This window comes from Agrobacterium fabrum str. C58, from assembly GCF_000092025.1.
Lineage (GTDB): Bacteria > Pseudomonadota > Alphaproteobacteria > Rhizobiales > Rhizobiaceae > Agrobacterium > Agrobacterium fabrum.
The window spans coordinates 2,229,064-2,250,073 of sequence record NC_003062.2 but is presented as its reverse complement, the minus strand read 5'-3'; the positions used below and the strand labels follow the sequence as shown (position 1 = coordinate 2,250,073).

At 60.3% G+C, this 21,010-nt stretch carries 21 protein-coding genes; 12 read left to right on the top strand and 9 right to left on the bottom strand.

What is annotated here, in order from left to right:
- Positions 1-116: 116 nt before the first annotated feature.
- A complete protein-coding gene (locus ATU_RS11110; RefSeq protein WP_006314635.1) occupies positions 117-1,292 on the bottom strand; it encodes a DUF3095 domain-containing protein in 1,176 nt (391 codons plus the stop codon).
- 286 nt (positions 1,293-1,578) lie between these two features.
- Here ATU_RS11110 and ATU_RS11105 point away from each other — a divergent pair, with 286 nt between their 5' ends.
- From ATU_RS11105 to queF, 4 genes are all read left to right on the top strand, one after another.
- The gene (locus ATU_RS11105) at positions 1,579-2,685 is read left to right on the top strand and encodes a branched-chain amino acid ABC transporter substrate-binding protein (protein WP_006314633.1); all 1,107 of its coding nucleotides are present in this window, start codon (positions 1,579-1,581) and stop codon (positions 2,683-2,685) included.
- A gap of 67 nt (positions 2,686-2,752) precedes the next feature.
- Positions 2,753-3,154 (top strand): glyoxalase superfamily protein, encoded by a 402-nt coding sequence (locus tag ATU_RS11100; RefSeq protein WP_010972193.1) that lies wholly within the window; start codon positions 2,753-2,755, stop codon positions 3,152-3,154.
- A 155-nt stretch (positions 3,155-3,309) separates the two neighbouring features.
- A complete protein-coding gene (locus ATU_RS11095; protein ID WP_010972192.1) occupies positions 3,310-4,212 on the top strand; it encodes a cation diffusion facilitator family transporter in 903 nt (300 codons plus the stop codon).
- Positions 4,213-4,259: 47 nt separating this feature from the next.
- Positions 4,260-4,724, top strand: a complete 465-nt coding sequence (gene queF, locus ATU_RS11090; RefSeq protein WP_010972191.1) for a preQ(1) synthase — start codon at positions 4,260-4,262, stop codon at positions 4,722-4,724.
- Positions 4,725-4,749: 25 nt separating this feature from the next.
- On the opposite strand, the gene ATU_RS11085 is transcribed toward queF, so the two are convergent.
- Both ATU_RS11085 and ATU_RS11080 read right to left on the bottom strand, forming a co-directional pair.
- Positions 4,750-5,496 carry a DUF2076 domain-containing protein gene (locus ATU_RS11085; RefSeq protein WP_010972190.1) on the bottom strand — a complete coding sequence of 249 codons (747 nt, stop codon included), beginning with the start codon at positions 5,494-5,496 and terminating at the stop codon, positions 4,750-4,752.
- 100 nt (positions 5,497-5,596) lie between these two features.
- Complete coding sequence (locus ATU_RS11080) at positions 5,597-6,187, bottom strand: HupE/UreJ family protein (protein WP_006314628.1); 591 nt, start codon at positions 6,185-6,187, stop codon at positions 5,597-5,599.
- Between the two features lie 234 nt (positions 6,188-6,421).
- Here ATU_RS11080 and ATU_RS11075 point away from each other — a divergent pair, with 234 nt between their 5' ends.
- Complete coding sequence (locus ATU_RS11075) at positions 6,422-7,003, top strand: ATP-dependent Clp protease proteolytic subunit (protein WP_006314627.1); 582 nt, start codon at positions 6,422-6,424, stop codon at positions 7,001-7,003.
- 106 nt (positions 7,004-7,109) lie between these two features.
- Here the strand turns inward: ATU_RS11075 and ATU_RS11070 are convergent, their stop codons facing one another.
- On the bottom strand, positions 7,110-7,367 hold the full coding sequence (locus tag ATU_RS11070) for a pentapeptide MXKDX repeat protein (RefSeq protein ID WP_006314626.1): 258 nt from the start codon (positions 7,365-7,367) through the stop codon (positions 7,110-7,112).
- A gap of 219 nt (positions 7,368-7,586) precedes the next feature.
- Between ATU_RS11070 and ATU_RS11065 the strand changes: the two genes are divergently transcribed.
- Together ATU_RS11065 and ATU_RS11060 are read left to right on the top strand one after the other, a co-directional pair.
- Positions 7,587-8,102 (top strand): sigma-70 family RNA polymerase sigma factor, encoded by a 516-nt coding sequence (locus ATU_RS11065; RefSeq protein ID WP_006314625.1) that lies wholly within the window; start codon positions 7,587-7,589, stop codon positions 8,100-8,102.
- Entirely contained in the window at positions 8,099-8,743 is a 645-nt protein-coding gene (locus tag ATU_RS11060; protein ID WP_010972188.1) for an NrsF family protein, read from the top strand. The genes ATU_RS11065 and ATU_RS11060 overlap by 4 nt, the downstream gene beginning before the upstream one ends.
- 72 nt (positions 8,744-8,815) lie before the next feature.
- Here ATU_RS11060 and ATU_RS11055 read toward each other — a convergent pair whose 3' ends face one another.
- The gene (locus ATU_RS11055; RefSeq protein ID WP_010972187.1) at positions 8,816-9,898 is read right to left on the bottom strand and encodes an esterase-like activity of phytase family protein; all 1,083 of its coding nucleotides are present in this window, start codon (positions 9,896-9,898) and stop codon (positions 8,816-8,818) included.
- 262 nt (positions 9,899-10,160) lie between these two features.
- Here ATU_RS11055 and ATU_RS11050 point away from each other — a divergent pair, with 262 nt between their 5' ends.
- Both ATU_RS11050 and leuA read left to right on the top strand, forming a co-directional pair.
- The gene (locus ATU_RS11050; protein WP_010972186.1) at positions 10,161-11,339 is read left to right on the top strand and encodes a benzoate/H(+) symporter BenE family transporter; all 1,179 of its coding nucleotides are present in this window, start codon (positions 10,161-10,163) and stop codon (positions 11,337-11,339) included.
- 366 nt (positions 11,340-11,705) lie between these two features.
- Positions 11,706-13,415, top strand: coding sequence for a 2-isopropylmalate synthase (gene leuA / locus ATU_RS11045; RefSeq protein WP_010972185.1), 1,710 nt, complete (start codon positions 11,706-11,708; stop codon positions 13,413-13,415).
- Positions 13,416-13,624: 209 nt separating this feature from the next.
- Here leuA and ATU_RS11040 read toward each other — a convergent pair whose 3' ends face one another.
- The gene (locus ATU_RS11040) at positions 13,625-14,575 is read right to left on the bottom strand and encodes a metallophosphoesterase family protein (protein WP_010972184.1); all 951 of its coding nucleotides are present in this window, start codon (positions 14,573-14,575) and stop codon (positions 13,625-13,627) included.
- A 66-nt stretch (positions 14,576-14,641) separates the two neighbouring features.
- Between ATU_RS11040 and ATU_RS11035 the strand changes: the two genes are divergently transcribed.
- A complete protein-coding gene (locus ATU_RS11035) occupies positions 14,642-15,133 on the top strand; it encodes an NUDIX domain-containing protein (RefSeq protein ID WP_010972183.1) in 492 nt (163 codons plus the stop codon).
- Between the two features lie 17 nt (positions 15,134-15,150).
- Here ATU_RS11035 and ATU_RS11030 read toward each other — a convergent pair whose 3' ends face one another.
- Positions 15,151-16,143 carry a glutathione S-transferase family protein gene (locus ATU_RS11030; protein ID WP_010972182.1) on the bottom strand — a complete coding sequence of 331 codons (993 nt, stop codon included), beginning with the start codon at positions 16,141-16,143 and terminating at the stop codon, positions 15,151-15,153.
- A 296-nt stretch (positions 16,144-16,439) separates the two neighbouring features.
- Here ATU_RS11030 and ATU_RS11025 point away from each other — a divergent pair, with 296 nt between their 5' ends.
- Both ATU_RS11025 and ATU_RS11020 read left to right on the top strand, forming a co-directional pair.
- A complete protein-coding gene (locus tag ATU_RS11025) occupies positions 16,440-17,009 on the top strand; it encodes a GNAT family N-acetyltransferase (protein WP_010972181.1) in 570 nt (189 codons plus the stop codon).
- Between the two features lie 89 nt (positions 17,010-17,098).
- On the top strand, positions 17,099-18,412 hold the full coding sequence (locus tag ATU_RS11020; RefSeq protein ID WP_010972180.1) for an MFS transporter: 1,314 nt from the start codon (positions 17,099-17,101) through the stop codon (positions 18,410-18,412).
- Between the two features lie 9 nt (positions 18,413-18,421).
- Here ATU_RS11020 and ATU_RS11015 read toward each other — a convergent pair whose 3' ends face one another.
- Entirely contained in the window at positions 18,422-18,835 is a 414-nt protein-coding gene (locus ATU_RS11015) for a GNAT family N-acetyltransferase (RefSeq protein WP_010972179.1), read from the bottom strand.
- Between the two features lie 89 nt (positions 18,836-18,924).
- Positions 18,925-21,009 (bottom strand): membrane protein, encoded by a 2,085-nt coding sequence (locus ATU_RS11010; RefSeq protein ID WP_010972178.1) that lies wholly within the window; start codon positions 21,007-21,009, stop codon positions 18,925-18,927.
- Between the last annotated feature and the right edge of the window lies 1 nt (position 21,010).

The following is a 21,010-nucleotide window of genomic DNA, read 5'->3' as shown; positions in this document are numbered from 1 at the left end:
TGGCCGATGCAAGCCCAGGCAAGATGAGTGAATTAAGACCGGCGCGTGACGCCGGTTTTTTTTGTTGAAGCGGCCTTTTTCCTGCGTAAGCGTCTTGGTGGGGCATTGAGGTGTTTTCAGTTCGCCGCCGCGGCCTGCATCTGCGCCTTGAGGCGGCTTGCCGCAGCGGCATAGCCGCCATCGGCGCCATCGACGAAATGCATGTGATCCTTCGAAAGCGGAGAGGGCACGATACAGGTCATCAATGCGGCATCCTGCTCGTGCAGGCCATAATAACAGCTCCCCGAGAGGCGGCCCGCTTCCAGCCTTGAGCGGATTTTTTCGAGCCGTGTAATATCGATATCGACAGTCATTTTCAGGCCGTCGTCGAATTTCCTGAAATCGGTGTTGCTGGCGACCGAACGCCGGTAATGCGCGGCGCTGAACCGTCCGAGCGATAGTCCAGTTACACCGAGGAAATTGACAAGCAGGTTTTCGCCGAGAATACGAAGCGAACGGCGCGTCTTTCCCCAGACATCGTGATAGGCAGCGCCGGCACGGGCCTCGAGGCCAAGACCCTCACGCACGAAACCGAGTTTCGGCCCATCTTCGGGGACAGGGTGACCGTGTCTTGCATCCTGCTCTGCGAGATCGACGAGATCGATGACCAGTTGTCGAAAGGCCGACATGTCCCGCGAGGGGCCCGGCACGGCGATGATCGACACCACCTTGCCGTGGTTTGTGGGAATGGGGTTCCAGCGACAGGAAAGTCCCGTGAGGTCCGGCCGCTCGCCTGCTTCGGCTACGGGCAGGGCATATTGCCCTTCCTTCATCCGCGTTTCCGCCCAGCTGTTGCCGCCGCCCGAAAACATGGCGTAGGAAACATCCTCGCTTGCCTGAAAGCGGGCGACGCGAATATCGAAACCGTTCTTGCGAATATCCTCGACGGGAACCAGCGCCACACGCATCGCAAGGTCGAGATCGTCCTTCACCCAGCGCTGCACATTCGAAAGGGCGGTGCGTGCAACCGGCAGGCCATGGGGCGGCACGGCAACGGCGGCGCCATCGCCACCGAAAACGAAGGGCAGGTCATGACGGCCCAAGCTGTTCGATACGCCTGATATGACCGCGGCACCTGCCATGTTTACGGCCTTGTATCGGCCGGTGCCGATTGCCGCGGTCGAATCAACGATATCGGCAATGGCCAGCCCCCAACCCGGCGGCAGGGCGCGGTAAAGCGCCGGGTCTGCCACGTCTTCAAAATGCCGGAAGACGGGAAGGCCCGTCAGAAACTCTTCATCTGCTGCGATCATGGCGTATTATCCTCCAGCGGCGGCCAAACGCCAAGCATTTAGGCAAGGCCGATTTGCCCGTTCAGAAGGGGACGGTCCCGGCCAGTCTGGCGAAGGATTTAACGCTAATAGAGCTTATCCAGCAAAGGTGACTTGCATAAATCATCAAACCTTCCGTATGAGTTGAAAGGAAGGCTCGGAATTCAAACATGGAACGAGTTTTCGCCGGGAGGCGTCCGATAGTTTCATTCGGTCGGCGCCCATGGCGCTCACCGGGTCCGCGACCCCTTTTTAAGGAGACACCAGGATGAAACTGAAGACATTGACCAGCGTGACGCTCGCAGCGTCCTTCGCATTCGCACCCCTTGCCCATGCCGAAATCGTCATCGGCCTGATTGCGCCGCTCACCGGCCCCGTTGCTGCCTATGGCGACCAGGTCAAGAATGGCGCCCAGACGGCAGTCAGTGAAATCAATAAAAAGGGCGGCATCCTCGGCGAACAGGTCGTGCTGAAGCTCGCTGACGATGGCGGCGAGCCCAAGCAGGGCGTTTCCGCGGCCAACCAGCTGGTTGCCGAAGGCATTCATTTCGTCGTCGGTCCGGTGACATCGGGCGTTGCCATTCCGGCATCGGATGTCTTCGCCGAAAACGGCGTCCTGATGGTCACGCCGACGGCGACCGCGCCGGGACTGACCAATCGCGGTCTTTCCAACGTTTTCCGCACCTGCGGTCGTGATGACCAGCAGGCCGAGGTTGCGGCGAAATACGTTCTCGCCAACCTCAAGGGCAAGAAGATCGCCATCATTCACGACAAGGGCGCTTACGGTAAGGGTCTTGCCGATTCCTTCAAGGCGACGCTGAATGCCGGCGGCGTTACCGAAGTTCTCTACGATGCGCTGACACCTGGCGAAAAGGATCTCGGCGCGCTGACGGCCCGCCTGAAGTCCGACAATGCGGACATCGTCTATTTCGGCGGTTACCATCCGGAAGCTGGTCTTCTGGTTCGCCAGCTGAAGGATATCGGCTCCAAGGCTGCCGTCATCGGCGGTGATGGCCTGTCGAACAGCGAATTCTGGAACATCGGCGCGAAGGCCGGCGAAGGCACGATCTTCACCAACGCTTCCGACGCCCTGAAGAACGATGATTCCAAGGCCGCTGCCGAAGCCCTGAAGGCCGCCAACATTCCGGCTGAAGCCTTCACGCTCAACGCCTATGCCGCCGTCGAAGTCTTGAAGGCCGGTATCGAAAAGGCCGGCAGCGCCAAGGATTCCGAGGCGGTCGCCAAGGTTCTGAAAAGCGGCGAGGCTTTCCCGACCGCAATCGGCAAGGTCACCTATGGTGACAATGGCGACCTGACCTCGCAGGCCTTCTCGCTCTTCAAGTGGCAGGACGGCAAGATCGTCGCAGCCGAATAAGCTGATCGAACCGGCCGCACCTGTTGCGGCCGGTTTCATTTTACGGTCTGAAAAGAGGTAGGGCAGCGTGGTCGATGCCGAAACGCAAACCTTTGGGGAAATCGGCTTCGAGCGGATATTCCCGATCGTCAGAATTTTCGACGAGGCCAAGGCGAGGGAGTTTTATGTCGATTTTCTCGGTTTCGAGGTCGACTGGGAACATCGTTTTGGTGAAAACTTCCCGCTCTACATGCAGGTTTCGCGGGCCGGAATGGGGCTTCACCTCAGCGGCCATCACGGTGATGCGACACCGGGTTCCAACATCTTCGTGACCATGCGGGGCGTTCACGCCTTTCAGAAGGAACTGGTCGGCAAAAAATATCGCTTCCTCAATCCGGGCGTTGAAGAACTGCCCTGGGGCGATGTCATGGAAGTCATTGATCCGTTCGGCAACCGTATCCGTTTCTGCGAGCAAAAAGACGGGGATTGAGGTTCGGGCCTTCACCGTCCGGCTCTTGACCTCGCCTGCGGTTTGAACGATAGAAAAGCCAATAGCGAACCGCGCGCACGGCCACCCCGTGCGCGCGGTTCGTGCGTTTTGGCAATCGATCATGCAATTCGTTCGCATCCGCACGGGGGCAGAAAATGAACAATGAAGGCAATGCGCTGGTCAGGAAGCTCGCATTCTGGGGCATCCCGCTTTCTTTCGGTGTACTCGGTCTCAAGCTCGTGGCCTGGTGGGTCACGGGCTCGGTAGCACTCCTGTCCGATGGTCTGGAATCGACGGTCAATGTGGTCGCAGCCTTCATCGCCTATTTCGTCATTCGTTACGCGCAGAAGCCGGCCGATGACGACCACCAGTTCGGCCACCACAAGGCGGAGTATATTTCCGCTGTCGTGGAAGGCGTGCTGATCGTCGTCGCTGCGCTTCTGATCGTGCAGGAGGCCTGGGGTGCTCTTTTCAATCCGAGGCTGCCGGAAGCACCGGCCCTCGGTCTGGCCATCAACGCCATGGCCGGCGTGATCAACGCGGTGTGGGCGACGATCCTGATCCGTGTTGGTAAAAAACATTCTTCACCCGCGCTTGCGGCTGACGGTCACCATATTATGTCTGACGTCGTGACCTCGGTCGGCGTTCTTGTCGGCCTCGTTCTGGCGCTGATGACGGGTTACGCCATTCTCGATCCGCTGCTTGCCATACTGGTCGCCATCAACATCCTGTTCCAGGGTTCCAAGGTCATTATTCATTCGCTTGGCGGGTTGATGGACCGGGCGGTGGAGCCGGAAGAGGACGAGGCGATCAAGAAGGCGATCGCCGAAAATTCAGGTGGCGTCATCGGCGTGCATGATCTGAGAACCCGCCGCGCCGGTTCGGCCGCCTTCATCGATTTCCATGTGGTCGTTCCCGCCAGCATGACGGTGCAGGAGGCGCATGATATTTGCGACCGCCTTGAAGATGCCATAAGGGACGTCATACCGGGCGCCAGCCTTGCCATTCACGTCGAGCCTGAGGGCGAAAAGGCGCATGGCGTCAAAGTCATCGTTTGAACAGTCCGGGTCGCAATGATCCGGTTTTGAATAATCAGGAGTTTTGCATGTCCGTGACGGATGTTTCCGGCCTGTCGCAGCTGGGCACGAAGGTTGATACGCCAGAGAGCCCGGAAAAGGCTGTTCTCGAAAAAGTGCCAAACGGCAATGCTGGCACCGATTATGTCGTGCGCTTCACCGCGCCCGAATTCACCTCGCTGTGCCCAATGACCGGCCAGCCGGATTTCGCCCATATCGTCATCGACTATATTCCGGGCGATTTTCTGGTGGAATCGAAGTCGCTGAAGCTGTTTCTGCAGTCTTTCCGCAATCATGGCGCATTCCACGAGGACTGCTCGGTCTATATTGCCAAGCGGCTGGTGGAGCTGCTGCAGCCGAAATGGCTGCGCATCGGCGCCTACTGGTATCCGCGCGGCGGCATTCCGATCGACGTGTTCTGGCAGACGGGAGCCGCCCCCGAAGGCGTATGGCTGCCGGATCAGGGCGTTGCACCGTATCGGGGTCGCGGCTGATCCGGCTTTTCAGGCGATTGCAGGCTCAGGCGAACGAACCGTCGTCGCCTGAATCGGAATCCATGTCGTCGGCGCTATCGTCGTAATCGGCCTGCTGGATATCGTCATCGTTGTTATCCTGCGGGTTGGCGCTGTCACCGTAATAGTTGTTGATGACGGTTTCCTCGACGGGTGCGTTACCAGCAACATTGCCGCCGCCGAAGGGCGAGCCAAGGCCAAGCGACGACATGTGGCTGCCGAAAATGCCGCTCAGCGAATTGGCAAGCAGCATGCCGCCGGCGACACCTGCGGCGGTGCCGAGCGCGCCCTGCAAAAAGCCGCCACCCGAACGTCCGACGGCGGCGGGTTGCTGGCTCCAGGGCCCGGCTGATTGCTGAGCGGCAGGTGCGCCCCAAGGGCCGGCAGTCTGGCCGGCGGTATCGTTACGCCAGGAGCCTGGTGCAGCCGCCGGGGCTGGTGCAGGTGCGGGCGGCTGCGGCTGGCCGGTGCCGAAGATGGAACTGAGGAAACCGCCCTGCGCCGCCGCCTGCGGGGCGCTGCCACCGCTTTCCAGCGCATGGATGCGGTCTTCGAGCTGTTTGATATGGGCGGCTGCCGCTTCCAGACCCTTTTCCTGAACGATCACCGCCTGGGCGAGATAATAGGGAGCTGCGGGCTGATCGCGCACGGCGTCTGCGATCAATGTTTCCGCCTCGCGGTCACGCGGGGTGGCGGATGCGGTTTTGGTCCTGTCGAACAGCCCCTTGAGAAGCTGGCTTTCTTCCGGTGACATATGCTGCCTCCTTACCGTGAAGCGTAAATCCACGATAAGGAGGTAGGCCACAATTCAGGCTTTTCAAAGCGGTCCAAATTTTAAATTTCGGTAATGATCCTCAACCGCCAAAGGCAAGCGAGAGGCCCGCAATCGCCGTCAGCGCGCCGACGGTGCGGCTTGCGGCCGAGCCGAAACGGGCGATGCCGAGACCGAGCGCGATGCCGGCAAGATGCAGGATGGCGGTGGCAATCATGAAGCCGATACCGAATTGCAGGGCACCCGCGCTACCGAGTTCACCGCCATGGGCATGGCCGTGAAAAAGGGCGAAAGCACCAACGACGGCCGCCGCTGCTGCCGTGGGGAGCCTTGCCGCCATGGCCACCAGCAGGCCAAGGCCGATGACCGAGGCGAGAATGGCGGGTTCGACGAAGGGAAGTTCGACGCCGTAAACCGCCATCAGGAAGCCGACGGCCATGGTGCCGACGAAGGCGGCGGGCACGATCCACAGCGCCTTGCGGTCGTTGCGGGCAGAGGCGATCTGCGAGGCCCAGATACCGACGGCCACCATCGCCAGAATATGGTCCGCACCGAAGAAGGGGTGGGAAACACCAGCCATGAAGGAGCCGTGTTCTTCCGGGTTCAGATGGGCAAACGCGGGCAGGGTGGTGAGGCCGAGTGCGGCGGCGGCGAGGCTTAGTCTTTTCAACATGATTCCCTCTTGAAATTGTTGCCGTTCACAGCGGGATCTTGGGCTTCCCGCCACGGGCGGCGCGGCAATGAGACACGGGACGATATCTCGAAGGCCAAGAGGCTGTCCATGCGTCATCTGCCGGTGGTGGTGTTTATTGTTGGCGGGCAAACCTTGCCTTTTTCTCTCATTGCCTTACGTAACAAGTCGCACTATGTCCGAAGGGCATGCATGAATTACGCTGGAGAGCCGTTGATGAACGAAGACGAAGACGACAAGAGCAAGGAACTGCCGATCGGCAAGGAAACGGAAGCGAATCTTTTCAAGTCGCGTTCGATCTTCATCTATGGTGGCATCACGCAGGAACTGGCGCAGAAGGTCTGCACGCAGCTCGTGGCCCTTGCCGCCGCCAGCGACGACGACATTCGCGTTTACGTCAATTCGCCGGGCGGTCACGTGGAATCGGGTGATTCCATCCATGACATGATCAAGTTCATCAAGCCGAAGGTCTATATCATCGGCACGGGCTGGGTCGCTTCCGCCGGCGCGCTGATCTATGTTTCGGTGCCGAAGGAACGTCGCCTTTGCCTGCCAAATACCCGCTTCCTGCTGCACCAACCCTCCGGCGGTACGCGCGGCATGGCATCCGACATCGAAATCCAGGCCCGCGAAATCATCAAGATGAACCAGCGCCTGATCAAGATCTTCTCCAAGGCCACCGGCCAGACCGAAGAAAAGATCGCCAAGGATATCGATCGCGATTACTGGCTGAGCGCTGATGACGCCAAGGATTATGGCCTCGTCGGCAAGATCGTCGAAAGCCAGTCGGAACTCTGAGTTTCCGATTTTCAGTTGAGAAAGCCCGCATCGGTGAGAACCGGCGCGGGCTTTTTGCGTTCAGGCCGGCGGGTGTGTTTCGCCGCTGGTCAGCCGGGCTGCGCGCTTATTTCATCGTGTCGCAGGCCTTCATCATGTCGGCCTTTTTCATCTTGTCCTTTTGCATGCCGGCCTTGTGCATGCAGTCTTTTTTGCTGGTCATGGACATGCCGTCTTTCTTCATCGTCTCCGCCTTCATCATGTCACTATGCATGGTATCCTTCTTCATCGTATCGGTTTTCATGCTGTCGGCATGGGCGATGCCTGCAAAGGACAGAACGGAAAAGAGGGAGGCGGTGGCAATGGCGGTAAAGATGCGGGTCATGAAGGTCTCCTCTGGATGTCGTTGCGTGTCCGCCGGCATTGCGCCGGGGGTTCACGATTGTCCATTCGGATGCGACCAGCCGGTCGTTACATCTTCACGCGTTTGTGACGACAAGTTCGGGCGAGATTTTTTTAAAGCCACTATGTAACAATACCCTGCCGATTTGCGAATAACCCGATAGTGACGATGACTGGCAGCCCCTCGGAAGAAACACTGAAAATGCTGATGCTGCGTTCCCTTGATGGGGACGAAGCCTCCTACAGGCATTTGCTCCACGCCTTGAGGCGACTGCTGGTCGCCTATTACGGTCGGCGCATGGCCGATGCGGCTCGAGCCGATGTGGAAGATCTTGTGCAGGAAACCCTGTTGTCGCTTCACGCCAAGCGGGAGACCTATGACCGTGCGCGACCGTTTACGGCGTGGTTCTTCTCGATAGCGCGCTACAAGCTCATCGATCACTACAGGGGCAGGGGGAGGCGCATGTTTTCGGAAGTCGAACTCGATGAAACACTGGAAGCGGAGTCGTCCGTCGACGCGGTCACGGCCCGCATGGATGTGGAGCGGCTGCTCAATGAATTGCCCGAGCGGCAGCGCGACCTCATCCGAAGGGTGAAGCTCGAAGGCCAGTCGATCGCCGAAGCGGCAGAGAAATCCGGCCAGACCGAGCTTGCGGCGAGGGTCGGCATTCACAGAACGCTGAAAGTCCTGGCGGCAAAGTTGCGGGGGGACATATGAGGAAGACGGAAGACATCATCGAAAAACTGGCGGGTGATCTGAAACCCGTCCCCGCTTCTGCGCTGGAGCGCAGGCTGGCGCGCGCAGCCTTGCCGGCACTCGGCCTCTCGCTCCTGTTGATGTTCCTGATTCTGGGGCTACGCAGGGATATGAGCGATGCGATGACCGAACCCGGTTTCTGGGTCAAATCCGCCTATAATGCCCTGCTCGCCCTGACGGCATTTCTGGCCGTCATGCGTCTTGCGCGGCCGGATGGCGACAGAGGCGGCCTGTTCGCCTGGCTTGCCGTGATTTTTGTCGCCATGGCGGTGATCGCGCTGGTCCAGCTTGGATTTGCCCTGCCGGGCACCTATCGCACTCTCATTCTCGGATCATCGGCGCTGCACTGCCCGTTCCTTATCGTTGCTTTCGCACTGCCCCTGTTTCTGGCAAATTTTGCGGTTCTCAGGCATTCGGCTCCCGCCGATCCCACGCTTGCGGGTTTTGCCGCCGGCCTTGCGGCCGGTGCGGCGGGGGCCTGGGTCTATTCGTGGTTCTGCACCGAAAACGGCATGGCTTTTGTGCTGATCTGGTACTCGCTCGGTATTCTCCTGACCGGCGTGATAGGCGCTTTTGCCGGTTCACGCCTGCTGCGCTGGTGAGCCTGCATCTCACCGCGGTTTGTGATGCCGGCCCGGTGAAAGTTCCGCGCCGGCAGTCTGCCTTGAGCGACTTTACTGACCCAGATTAGCGGGAATGGCAAAGGCCACAAACTGGGTGAACTGCTTGCCTGGATTGAAATTATCGTCCGAGGCGATGACGAAAATCTGCTTGCCATCCACCACCGGGCCGAAGGCCAGGCTTTCAATATTGTCGATGTCGAGACCGAAATCGCCTTCGTTGATTTCGAACCACGGCGTCTTCGATACGGCGCGCACATTTGCCACGTCGATCTTGTCCTTGCCGAGGATGTTTTCCGCACCGCCGAGGTCGACGATGAAAAAGCGGATATGATTGCCGACGCCGGACGCGAAATTGCGCTCAACCGCCACGAAGCGGCCATCCGGCAGGGCGGTGAGGGCGGAGAGGCCGTTATCATTATATTTCGGCTCGGCGGCGGTAGGCGTCTTGGAGATCGCCTCGGTGACGTAGACATGTTCGGCGACAGGCTTTTGTGTTGCCGTGTCGATGACAAGAATGCGGGCCGGGCTGCCGGCCTGCGGTGTTGCCTTCTGGCCGTCCTGGGTCAGGGCGTTTTCCGTCGCGGCGATCAGCCAGCCGGGGGTAACCGTCAGGCCTTCGAAGCCGAGATTGTTCTGCACGCCCTTGGTCTTCGCCTCATCGACGAGATAGGCGTCTGGCAGTTCCAGCCGTTTGACATTGCTGCCGTCGAGATTGGAGACATAAAGTGCTGGCTGGTTCTTCAGGTCGCGTTCGGAAGACCAGTAAAGCTTGCCGTCCTTGCGGTCGAGCGCGATGCCTTCCGCATCGATGCCCTTGGGCGCAAAGGCTGCGCCTGTCTCGTCCTTCAATTCGTGCATGGCGGCGATATTGAGCGTCGCCACCCCTTCCGTCAGGCCCAGTTCCAGCTCGTAATAACGGGCCGGGCCTTTTTCCACGCGATCATCGGAAATGGCGAAATAACGACCGGTCTCGTTGTCAAAAGCCAGATCCGAAATGCCGCCGAAGGCGACGCCATTGATGGAGAGACCCGAAGGCACGACGATCTGGCCGAGAAGGGCCGGCGGCGGCAGGGTCTGAGCGGCGGCCGGAATGGCCATGAAGCAGCAGGCGGCAATGGTGACGATGCGGAGCATGGCGAGGGTTCCTCTGTGGCTGTTGCCGGGAGGATTAGCGCGCCGCCGCTAAACTTTGATGACGTTTTGCACGCAGCCGTACCTGAAGTCCGGTGGCTCATCTTGCCAAGCCTTGTCTTTTTTGATCCTGAATATAGTCATGCTTCATCCAAAGCGTGTCGCCATCTTGGGATTCGCGTGTCACGCTTCAAGTTTCGTTCCTGCCCGTCGCCCTGCAGACAGCTGCGGTTCTTAGGACGGGCAGCAGGCCGCAGAGTGCATCATGCTGAAAGATTTTTCCGTCCAGAGTCTGTTCATGGGGTGCCTGACCGCCTTTGTCGGCTTCGCCAGCTCTTTCGCCGTCATATTGCAGGGTCTGAAGGCTGTCGGTGCGACGGATTTTCAGGCGGCATCGGGGCTGATGGTGCTTTCGGTGGCGATGGGCCTGTGTGCGATCATTCTGTCCGTTGCGACAAGGATGCCCATCAGCATGGCCTGGTCGACGCCCGGTGGCGCCCTCTTGGCAACCACGGGGGTGATCGAGGGTGGTTTTCCGGCGGCCGTCGGCGGCTTTGTCGTCTGCGCCATCCTGATCATCATTGCCGGCCTGTTCAGGCCGCTCGGAAGGGCCGTTGCCTCCATTCCCGCGCCGCTTGCCAATGCCATGCTCTCCGGGGTTATCATCGGCCTGTGTTACGCGCCGATCAAGGCAATCGGTTTCAACCCGGCGCTTGGCCTGCCCATCATCCTCGCCTGGATCGTGGTGGGCGCTTTCAGGCGGCTTTTCGCTGTGCCCGCGGCGCTTGCAGCCTTTGTGCTGGTGATGATCTTCGGTGTCGATATTCCCGCGGGCGCTCTCGACAGCGTGGCGCAATCGCTGACGCCGCCGATGGAATGGGTGACGCCCACCTTCAGCCTGCACGCCGTCGTCTCCATTGCGCTGCCGCTCTTCATCGTCACCATGGCCTCGCAGAATATCCCCGGCATCGCAGTGCTGAAGGTCAACCACTACGATCCGCAGCCCGGACCGCTTTTCGCCGCGAGCGGGTTTTTCTCGTTGCTTTCAGCGCCGTTCGGTGGCCATGCGGTCAATCTCGCGGCAATCACGGCCGCGATGTGCGCCGGCGAGGATGCCCATCCCGATCCAAAACGACGCTACTGGGCGGCTATCATCGCCGGTGTCGGCTATATCATCTCCGGTCTGCTCGCGGGCGCCGTCACGGCCTTCGTGGCGCTGGCGCCGCCCATCCTCATTCAGGCGGTGGCGGGTCTGGCGCTGGTCGGCGCCTTTTCCGGCTCCGCCGTGGCAGCCTTCAAGGAGCCGGATACCCGCGAGGCGGCGGCAATCACCTTCCTCATCACGGCATCCGGCCTCTCTTTCGCCGGCGTTTCCGGGGCCTTCTGGGGGCTGATCGGCGGTGGGCTGATGATGGCGTTGCAGCGGGTTGTGAAGCGTGGTTAGGCTGAATGGAACACTGAAATGGTGGGGACTGGCAGAGCGGGAAAATAAGCCTGCACCTCACAAGATCACTTGTCAGACCGCCGGCCGCTGTTTATACACGTCGCCATGAGCAACAGCATCGCAACCATTTCCGGCATGAGCGCGCAGATTTCTGCGAAGGCCTCGCCGTGCGGTGCACTCTCGCTTCTTAGCCTCGACCTTACACGCGGTTGCCGGGTCCAGTGAGGAGCGCCCGGCGGCCGAAAGCCCGCTGGCGCAAACGCTCCTCATCTCGAAATCTCATTTTATACTGGATTTAGGCTCTCAAGAGCCGCGCATCCGCCGATGGCATCAAGACGCCCGCGGACTGCGCAAGGAGGACGCGACATGGACGGCAAGATCACCACTATTTCCAAGGGCATGACCGACGCGAGCGTGAAGTATCGCCCTTACCCGACCATCAACATTCCTGACCGCACATGGCCGGGCAAGACCATCGACAAGGCGCCGATCTGGTGTTCGGTGGATCTGCGCGACGGCAACCAGTCGCTGGTCAACCCCATGGGCCACGACCGCAAGGCCCGCATGTTCAAGCTGCTGCTCGAAATGGGCTTCAAGGAAATCGAAATCGGTTTCCCCTCCGCCTCGCAGACGGATTTCGATTTCGCCCGCTGGTGTGTGGAAGAAGGCAATGTGCCTGATGATGTATCCCTGCAGGTGCTGGTGCAGTGCCGCCCGGAACTGATCACCCGCACGTTTGAAGCGTTGGAAGGCGCCAATAAGCCGATTATCCATTTCTACAACTCCACCTCGGAATTGCAGCGGCGCGTGGTGTTCGGCAAGGATGTGCACGGCATCAAGCAGATCGCCGTCGATGCGGCCAAGATGATCACCGACATGGCGGCCAAGGCCGGCGGCGGTTTCCGCTTCGAATATTCGCCTGAGAGCTTTACCGGGACCGAGCTGGAAGTGGCGCTGGAAATCTGCAACGCCGTGGTCGAGGTGGTGAAGCCGACGGCGGATAACAAGCTGATCCTGAACCTGCCTTCCACCGTTGAGATGGCGACGCCGAACATCTATGCCGACCAGATCGAATGGATGTGCCGTAACATCGACAATCGCGAAAACGTCATCATCTCGCTGCATCCGCATAATGACCGTGGCACGGGCATCGCTGCGACCGAACTGGCTCTGATGGCCGGCGCAGACCGCGTCGAAGGCACCCTGTTCGGCAATGGCGAGCGCACGGGCAATGTCGATGTCGTGACGCTGGCGCTGAACATGTATACGCAGGGCGTGGATCCGGAACTGGATTGCCGCGATATCGAGCGCATCAAGGCGGTCTATGAATATTCCAACGAGATGACGATCCCCGAGCGCCACCCCTATGTCGGCGAACTGGTCTATACGGCGTTCTCCGGCTCGCATCAGGATGCGATCAACAAGGGCATGAAGGCGATCAAGGTCGCCAATCACCCGGTGTGGGAAGTACCCTATCTGCCGATCGATCCGAAGGATGTCGGTCGTTCCTACGAGGCGATCATTCGCATCAATTCGCAGTCCGGCAAGGGCGGCATCGCCTATATTCTGCAGCAGGATTACGGCATCAACCTGCCGCGTAACCTGCAGGTGGAATTCCGTGAGGACATCCAGCGCATTACCGATGAAGAGGGTGTTGAACTGCCGGCCAAGCGCATCTATGAGCGTTTTATCGAGCGTTACGTGACGCAGCCGAATGCCCGCATCAAGTTCGTGGATCACCACACCTATCCGGCCGGCGATTTCAAGGGCGTGCGCATCGTCGCCGCCGAAATTACCGACAATGGCGAGGTGAAGCGCATCGAGGGCAAGGGAACCGGTCCGATTGACGGGTTCATCAATGCGCTGTCGGTCTATCTCGGGGTTGATCTGTCGGTGAATGATTATTCGGAACATTCGCTGCAGCACGGCTCCAATGCATCGGCCATCGCCTATGTCGAGATGGAGCATCCGGGCGGGAAGCTGTTCGGGGCGGGTGTTAATACGAATATTGTGGCTGCGTCGCTGGAGGCGATCGTTTCGGCGGCCAATCGGGTGTTGGAAGAGCGGGCGAAGTAAGAAGCCTCAAGGGTGGGGTTTACCCCCCTCTGCCCTGCCGGGCATCTCCCCCACAAGGGGGGAGATCGACTCGCGGTCAGGTCTCGGCCATCTCTACATTTGAGAATGAAGCGGTGGTGGCGCTCCTTGCTGATCTCCCTCCTTGTGGGGGAGATGCCCGGCAGGGCAGAGGGGGGTGAACCCCAGCCTCCGGCATCACGGCCCGACTTCTACTCCCCCAACCGCGAAAACCCCAGCGGCCGCCCATTCTCATAAAACACCCTGATATCCTCAAGCGCCACACCCGTTCCCGTCTCATTGAGGCTGTGCCGCTCGCAGGCAACGTTCCACGTGCCCGGCCCACCGGAAATGTGGAAGAGATTATAGGCCGCCCGCGGTTTCTCGCCGCCCGGACCTTGGCTGGCGGAGGAAATGCCGACGACGGGGATGTGGTCCTCCCCGTGATGCGTATTCAGCCAATAAACCGTATTCAAATGCGTATGACCATGCAGCACGAGTTCCGCGCCGCCGACGCCGAGCGCGGCTGCAAAACGGCGCATGCCGAACATGCGTTTATGGGCGGCAGCCGCACCCCGGATCGGCGGATGATGGATCATCACCACCCGGAACAGTCCCTGCTCGCCAGCTTTTTTCAGAAGTTCCGCCGTGGCGCGCGCCTGCCGGTTGCCGAAATATCCTGTTGCAGAAAAGGGCGGCGTCGCAATCGAGGTCGAGCAGCCGATCAGCGCCACCGGGCCGCGTACGCGCATGTAGGGGAAAATCTTGCGGTCATCGTCCCATTCCGCAGGATCGCCATCACCGCGCACGTAGGGATACCAGGCCTGCATGGCCTTGTCGTGCGCGCCAGAGACATAGGCGTCGTGATTGCCGGGAACGACTGAGGTTTTTTCGGGATCGCCCACTTCCTCCAGCCAGTCGGCGGCGGCGCGGATTTCGATGCCGGTCGCAAGATTGACGAGATCGCCGGTAATAGCCAGATGATCCGGTGATTTGGTCTCGAGATCGTCGAGCAGTTTTTCCAGCGTATCGGTGAAGAGATGCTTGCGGCGGTTGCGGTGCCAGTTGACGAAACCGGTGATGCGCTTGGATGCAAGTTCCCGGAAAGTGAGCTTTGGCAGTGGCCCTAAATGGACGTCTGAAATATGCGCAAGTTTAAACATGGCGGCAGAGATAACCTATGATATGTGGCACGTCCAATAAAAGCCTGCCAGCGCGGAGAAACCAGGGTGAATGACGAGACAACAGGGCAGAAGGCCCGTCCGTTCCACAGGCGTGTCTTCATCCGCTTTATGCATTTCGTTTTCCTGCTCACGCGCGGGGCCACGCTTGGCGTGCGTGCGGCCTGTTTCGATGAAAAGGGCAGGATCTTTCTGGTGCGGCATACCTATCTGCCCGGCTGGTATCTTCCGGGTGGCGGGGTGGAGCGGGGCGAGACCCTGCTGATGGCACTGCACAAGGAGATCCGTGAGGAAGGCAATCTCGATGCTGCCTCGATCCCTGAGCTTGTCCATGTCTACCTCAATCTGGAAGGTAGCAACCGCGATCATGTGGCGCTCTATCGGCTTCAGGTCACCCAGACGACGCCGAAAAAACCGGATCATGAGATCACCGAAAGCGGCTTTTTCGAACTCTCAGCCCTGCCCGAGGGATTGACGCCAGCGACCCGCCGCCGCCTTGCCGAGCTTGCCGGCGAAGCGGCGATTGCCGACTATTGGTAGCGGCGGGCGGCTTTCCGTCAGGAGAGCGCCTCGCGGCCATGGGCCATGGTCAGGTCCAGTTCCGGGCCGATGGGCACGATGCCGGTCGGATTGATGGTGCGGTGGCTGCGGTAATAATGTTCCTTGATGTGGCGCATGTCGACCGTGTCGGGCACGCCTGGCGTCTGGTAAAGATCGCGCAGGTAACCGGTCAGGTGCGGATAGTCGTGGATGCGGCGGATATTGCATTTGAAATGGCCGACATAGACGGGGTCGAACCGGACCAGCGTGGTGAACAGGCGCCAGTCCGCTTCCGTCTGCTCTGAGCCGAATAGGAAGCGCCGGTCCTTCAGGCGGTCTTCCAGCATATCCAGCGTTTCGAACACCTTCACCGCATTTTGCTGATAGGCATCCTGCGTGGTGGCGAAACCGGCCTTGTAGACGCCATTATTGACGGTGTCGTAGATGACGTCGTTCAGCGCATCGATTTCGGCGCGCAGCGCCTTGGGGTAATAATCCGCGTCCGATCCGGTGAGATCGTTGAAGGCGACGTTGAACATGCGGATGATTTCCGCCGATTCATTGGAGACGATGGTGCCGCGCTTTTTGTCCCACAGGACCGGCACGGTGACGCGTCCGGAATAGGTGGGGTCCGCCTTGGTGTAGACCTGCCAGAGCGTGGAGGAGCCGAAGAGGTGATCCTGCGTCGCGCCCGGCGTGCGCTCGCCTTCAGGCTTGAATTCCCAGCCGTTTTCCAGCATCAGCGGATCAACCACGGAGACCGAGATCAGGTCTTCCAGCTTTTTCAGCTTGCGGAAGATCAGCGTGCGGTGCGCCCACGGGCAGGCGAAGGAGACATAGAGGTGGTAACGATCCTTCTCCGCCTCAAAGCCGCCCTCTCCGGAAGGGCCGACTGCGCCATCCACCGTGACCCAGTTGCGGAATTGCGAGGCGCTACGCTTGAAATGCCCCTTGGTTTCCTTGGTGTCGTACCAGACGTCTTTCCATACGCCTTCCACCAGCATGCCCATGACGATCTCCTTGATTGTTTCCTTGACGGCAATCCTACCTGCTTTGCGCGACGCCGCGAACCCGCAAGGCATTGAACAATGCGTTTCCGGTCCTGCACGGGCTGAATGGGATGGCCTCGAGATTTGTTCTGGACGGGTGGGAATTTTCCTGATAATTGCGATTTTCACAAATCTGAGGAAATTGCTGACTATGATCGAACAACGGATGCTCCGACGACGCTGACGCTCCTGAACGCCCTCACCGGCGCAGCCGTCATCTATTGTCGCATCCGCATTCTGGAAGTTTCGGTCTCTTCATGTCCAAGCACGATCTTGTCTACCTCACCGAGGACGCGTCGCACGACGCCATCATCGACCTCATCAACGAAGAAGCATTTGGTCCCGGCCGGCATACCCGTGCCGCGGCGCGCATCCGCGAGCAGGGTCCGCATGACCGGTCGCTGTCCTTCGTTTGCGCCGATGATGGCGAAACCATCGCTTCGGTGCGCATGACGCCGGTTCTGGCCGGTGCGGTGAAGGGCCATATGCTCGGTCCGCTTGCGGTGCGGCCCTCGCACAAGAATATGGGCATTGGCCGCGAACTCGTCCGGATCGCCATTGCGGCTGCAAGGCGCAAGGGCTCCGAGGCCGTTATCCTGATTGGTGATCCGCCCTATTATATGCCGCTCGGTTTCGAAAAGGTCGCTTATGCGGCGCTCGATTTTCCCGGGCCTGTCGATCCGAACCGGGTGCTGGTGGTGCCTGTTGGTGATGATGTTCACCAGCGGCTGAAGGGCAAGATCGGCTGGCGCAAATGCGAGGCCGCCATGCCTGCCGCTGCGGCGGAAGATGAGAGTTTTGAGGAGCCTCTTCGGGTTTACGGCTGAAGAAATTCTTTAAAAGGGCTTTTTTCTCTCTCTTTTCCTCCCCCTATACGATAGCAAGTGAAAGTCGATTTCGGCACGGGGGCGAGCATATGACGGCAATCACCATGAACGATGCGCTGGAACGCGCGGGTGCGGGCGCCTATCAACGGCGGCTGATGGGCATATTCGGCCTCGTCTGGGCGGCGGATGCCATGCAGGTTCTGGCGGTCGGCTTCACAGCCGCCTCGATTGCCGCGACCTTTGGCCTGACAGTGCCGCAGGCGCTGCAGACCGGAACGGCGTTCTTTTTCGGCATGTTGCTGGGTGCTGCCGGTTTCGGGCGGTTGGCGGACCGCTATGGGCGCCGCCGGGTGCTGATCGTCACCGTGGCCTGCGATGCGCTGTTCGGCGTGCTTTCGATATTTTCACCCGATTTCACCATTCTGCTCGTCCTGCGTTTTCTCACCGGAGCTGCGGTGGGCGGCACTTTGCCGGTGGATTATGCGATGATGGCCGAATTCCTGCCTGCCAAAAATCGCGGGCGCTGGCTGGTTTTTCTGGAAGGTTTCTGGGCGGTTGGCACACTGATCGTGGCACTGGCGGCTTGGGGTGCCAGTCTTGCGGGCGTGGCTGATGCCTGGCGCTATATTTTTGCGGTGACGGCTTTCCCGGCCGTTCTTGGTCTCGGGCTTCGCTTTCTGGTGCCGGAATCGCCGCTCTACCTGCTGCGCACGGGGCGATCCGAAGAAGCCAAGGCCGTCGTCAACCGCATGCTGGTGGTGAACGGCCGTGCACCGCTCGATGCCGGAACCGGGCTTTTCCAGCCTGACGTGACCAAGGGGCAGGGGATATTTTCGCCGGCGCTCCGGCAGCGCAGCATGATGATCCTCGCCATCTGGTTTCTCGTCTCCGTTTCCTATTATGGCGTCTTCACCTGGATGCCGGCGAAACTGGCAGGGGACGGTTTCGGTTTCGTGCGCGGTTACGGGTTTCTGGTGCTGGTGGCGCTGGCGCAGATCCCCGGTTATGCAATTGCTGCCTATGGCGTCGAGAAGTGGGGTCGCAAGCCGACGCTGATCGGTTTCTGCCTGCTGTCGGCGCTCGGCTGCCTGCTCTTCACGCTCGCCTCTGCCGGTGCGATGATTGCCGCCTCGCTTCTCATCATGAGCTTCGCGCTGCTCGGCACCTGGGGTGCGCTTTATGCCTTTACGCCGGAACTTTACCCGACGGAGTCGCGGGCGACCGGCATGGGCGCTGCGGGTGCCATGGCAAGGCTCGGCGGCCTGCTGGCGCCGTCACTGCTTGGTTATGCCATTGCGCAGGGTTTTGGGGTCGCGATTGGCATCTTTGCCGGGCTACTGGTGCTGGCCGCCATTGCGGCGACCATGATCAATGCGGAAACACGGCAGGTGGCGCTGACCTGAGATACGCTATCAGAAGCGTTTCTCCAGCCATGTGATCGACTGGCCGCTTGAGAGCGGCCCGAGCGAACCTATCTTCGTGAAACCGTATCTCTCGTAAGTTCTCAGGGCATCCGGGTTCATCGTGTCAATATAGGCGCCCATGCAGCCGCGCTTTCGTGCTTCTTCCTCAGCCATTGCAAGCAGCTTCGGGGCAATCCCCTGACCGCGCATGGCTTCCGGCACGAAAAGAAGCTGCACGTAAAGCCAGCCGCGTGCAGTGTGACCAACCAGACCGCCTGTGACGCTATTGTCGTCGTTGCGGATGGTGATGTTGAGGTCGCGTTTGTCGCTTTCGCCGAAACGGGCGAGATTATAGGCCACTAACGGATCGCGGATGGCCTTTTCTGCTTCCGCATCCGCGACATCACTCAAAACGAAATTCATGGTGTTCTTCTCCAGACGCCGGACGGCGCCCGATTTGGGTTTCAATCGGAGACGGAGAAGCCCGGCGCTGCCGCCGGGTTAAAGCACCTTTACCGGCCCTCACGCCACCAGAGTGCGGAGAAGGCAAGCAGCAGGGCGCCAAGCCCGGCAAAACCGGCAAACAGCGGCAGGGTGTTGACGCCTTTCAGCACCGTCTCGTCGGTCAGGCGTATCAGCATGCGGTCCTCGTCCGCAACCCTGATGTCACCGCGGACCGGCAATATATCGGGAAGGGCGATACGGCCGGAATTATCGGCCACGCGGTGCACGCTGCCCTTGGTGGCGTCGGCCAGCGGTTTCAGCGTTTCCGTCGTTGAAATCATCGCCTTGAATTCCGGCGCATCCACCGCGCCGACATGGACGAGGGTGGTGAAATCGCCATTTTTGATCTCGAACAGCCCCGTTTCATCCATGCGGCGCTCGATCCTGTAAAGACCGGGCTCGGTGGTGGTGAAGGCCATGTTCTCGGTCTTGCCGGAGGGGAAACGCACGCTTGCCTGACCGGGATCGTCGCCAATGGTCTGGCGGGTGATCTGCAAGGTTCGGCCATTGGCGCGCGCCGTCAGCGCCTCTTCCTCAAGCTCGGGTTCCTTCATCAGCCAGTGGGCGATGCGGCGGTAAAGCGCCACATGTGGGCCGCCGCCTTCGAAGCCACGCGCCCAGAGCCAGCCCTGATCCGACAGCAGCATGGCGACACGGCCTTCGCCCTGACGGTTCAGCACCAGCAGCGGGTCCTGCCCGTCGCCCAGCATCACGGTCTGACCTTGCGGCGGGTCGACGCTGATGGTGCGGAACCAGCGGCCCCATTGCGGCGGCTCGTTGCCCGAGCCTTCTAGCCCACGGGTGACAGGGTGTTTCTTGCCCGCTTCCGAAAGGCGCGGATAGAAGGCGGCCTGATGCACCTGACCCGTCGGCTGAGCCGGAAGCACGGAGGCGAGCGGGGTCATGGCGATCGAATCCTGACCGGCATGTTCCGGCCCGGCTGCGATCAAGAGCGCGCCGCCCTTTTCGACATATTGGGCGATGTAATCGTAATAAAGGATCGGCAGCACGCCACGATGCTGGTAGCGGTCGAAGATGATGAGATCGAAATCGTTGATCTTCTCGACGAACAATTCACGGGTGGGGAAGGCGATCAGCGACAATTCATTGATCGGTGTGCCATCCTGTTTTTCCGGCGGGCGCAGAATGGTGAAATGCACCAGATCGACCGAGGCGTCGGATTTCAGGAGGTTACGCCAGGCGCGTTCGCCGGCATGCGGCTCGCCGGAGACGAGCAGCACGCGCAGGTTCTGGCGGATGCCTTCAATCAGATGGACGGCGCGGTTGTTGGCTGCCGTCACTTCGCCGGGAAGTTCGGCGACGGAAAATTCCATGACATTGTTGCCGCCGCGCGGAACCTTGAAGCTGAATGGCGTCGGCTGGCCGGGTGTGGCCTGAAGCGTGGCGATTTCTTCGCCATTCATCTTCACCGTCACTTCCGCCGAACCGCCGCCAGCGGGGCGGCCGTCGTCGAAAACGCGCAGCGTCAGCTGCTGTTCCTCGTTGACGATGCCGAAACGCGGGGCACGGACGATCTCGATACGGCGGTCAAATTCATCGGCCTTGCCGGTGATCAGCCCGTGCACGGGGGCGCGGAAACCGAGCGCCTGTTCGGCATTGGGCAGTGCATTGGGAATATCGTGAATCTGGCCGTCGCTGAGGAAGATCGCGCCGCCGACGCGGGACGGCGAGACATCGGAAACGGCGGAGGAGAGTGCCGAGAAAAGCTGTGTGGAGGGCGAATCGCTCTCGCCATTGTCGCGAACTTCGACGATGCGTGGCTCGATGCGGGGGAAGCGGGAGAGCCGGTCCTTCAGCGTCTCCAGCGCCGTATCCGTCATCTGCGGCCGGTCCTGTACGTCCTGGCTCTGCGAACGGTCGACGATGACGGGCACGATGGTGGAAAGCGGCTCGCGTTCTTCCTGCGTCAGAAGCGGGTTGGCGATGGCCGCGAGCAAGGCGACAAGCGCCAGCCCGCGCAGCCATGCGCCACGCACGCCGCGCCACAGGCCGATAAAGGAGAGGGCAAGGGCCGCGACGGCCAGAATGGCGATCACGATCCACGGAAGGAAGGGGGCGAAGGTCAATGTCATG

Excerpts from the sequence above, each read along its gene's own strand:
- ATU_RS11110 (WP_006314635.1), bottom strand. The coding sequence starts at position 1,292 with ATGATCGCAGCAGATGAAGAGTTTCTGACGGGCCTTCCCGTCTTCCGG.
- ATU_RS11105 (WP_006314633.1), top strand. The coding sequence starts at position 1,579 with ATGAAACTGAAGACATTGACCAGCGTGACGCTCGCAGCGTCCTTCGCA.
- ATU_RS11095 (WP_010972192.1), top strand. The coding sequence starts at position 3,310 with ATGAACAATGAAGGCAATGCGCTGGTCAGGAAGCTCGCATTCTGGGGC.
- queF (WP_010972191.1), top strand. The coding sequence starts at position 4,260 with ATGTCCGTGACGGATGTTTCCGGCCTGTCGCAGCTGGGCACGAAGGTT.
- ATU_RS11085 (WP_010972190.1), bottom strand. The coding sequence starts at position 5,496 with ATGTCACCGGAAGAAAGCCAGCTTCTCAAGGGGCTGTTCGACAGGACC.
- ATU_RS11080 (WP_006314628.1), bottom strand. The coding sequence starts at position 6,187 with ATGTTGAAAAGACTAAGCCTCGCCGCCGCCGCACTCGGCCTCACCACC.
- ATU_RS11075 (WP_006314627.1), top strand. The coding sequence starts at position 6,422 with ATGAACGAAGACGAAGACGACAAGAGCAAGGAACTGCCGATCGGCAAG.
- ATU_RS11070 (WP_006314626.1), bottom strand. The coding sequence starts at position 7,367 with ATGACCCGCATCTTTACCGCCATTGCCACCGCCTCCCTCTTTTCCGTT.
- ATU_RS11065 (WP_006314625.1), top strand. The coding sequence starts at position 7,587 with ATGCTGATGCTGCGTTCCCTTGATGGGGACGAAGCCTCCTACAGGCAT.
- ATU_RS11060 (WP_010972188.1), top strand. The coding sequence starts at position 8,099 with ATGAGGAAGACGGAAGACATCATCGAAAAACTGGCGGGTGATCTGAAA.
- ATU_RS11055 (WP_010972187.1), bottom strand. The coding sequence starts at position 9,898 with ATGCTCCGCATCGTCACCATTGCCGCCTGCTGCTTCATGGCCATTCCG.
- ATU_RS11050 (WP_010972186.1), top strand. The coding sequence starts at position 10,161 with ATGCTGAAAGATTTTTCCGTCCAGAGTCTGTTCATGGGGTGCCTGACC.
- leuA (WP_010972185.1), top strand. The coding sequence starts at position 11,706 with ATGGACGGCAAGATCACCACTATTTCCAAGGGCATGACCGACGCGAGC.
- ATU_RS11040 (WP_010972184.1), bottom strand. The coding sequence starts at position 14,575 with ATGTTTAAACTTGCGCATATTTCAGACGTCCATTTAGGGCCACTGCCA.
- ATU_RS11030 (WP_010972182.1), bottom strand. The coding sequence starts at position 16,143 with ATGGGCATGCTGGTGGAAGGCGTATGGAAAGACGTCTGGTACGACACC.
- ATU_RS11025 (WP_010972181.1), top strand. The coding sequence starts at position 16,440 with ATGTCCAAGCACGATCTTGTCTACCTCACCGAGGACGCGTCGCACGAC.
- ATU_RS11020 (WP_010972180.1), top strand. The coding sequence starts at position 17,099 with ATGACGGCAATCACCATGAACGATGCGCTGGAACGCGCGGGTGCGGGC.
- ATU_RS11015 (WP_010972179.1), bottom strand. The coding sequence starts at position 18,835 with ATGAATTTCGTTTTGAGTGATGTCGCGGATGCGGAAGCAGAAAAGGCC.
- ATU_RS11010 (WP_010972178.1), bottom strand. The coding sequence starts at position 21,009 with ATGACATTGACCTTCGCCCCCTTCCTTCCGTGGATCGTGATCGCCATT.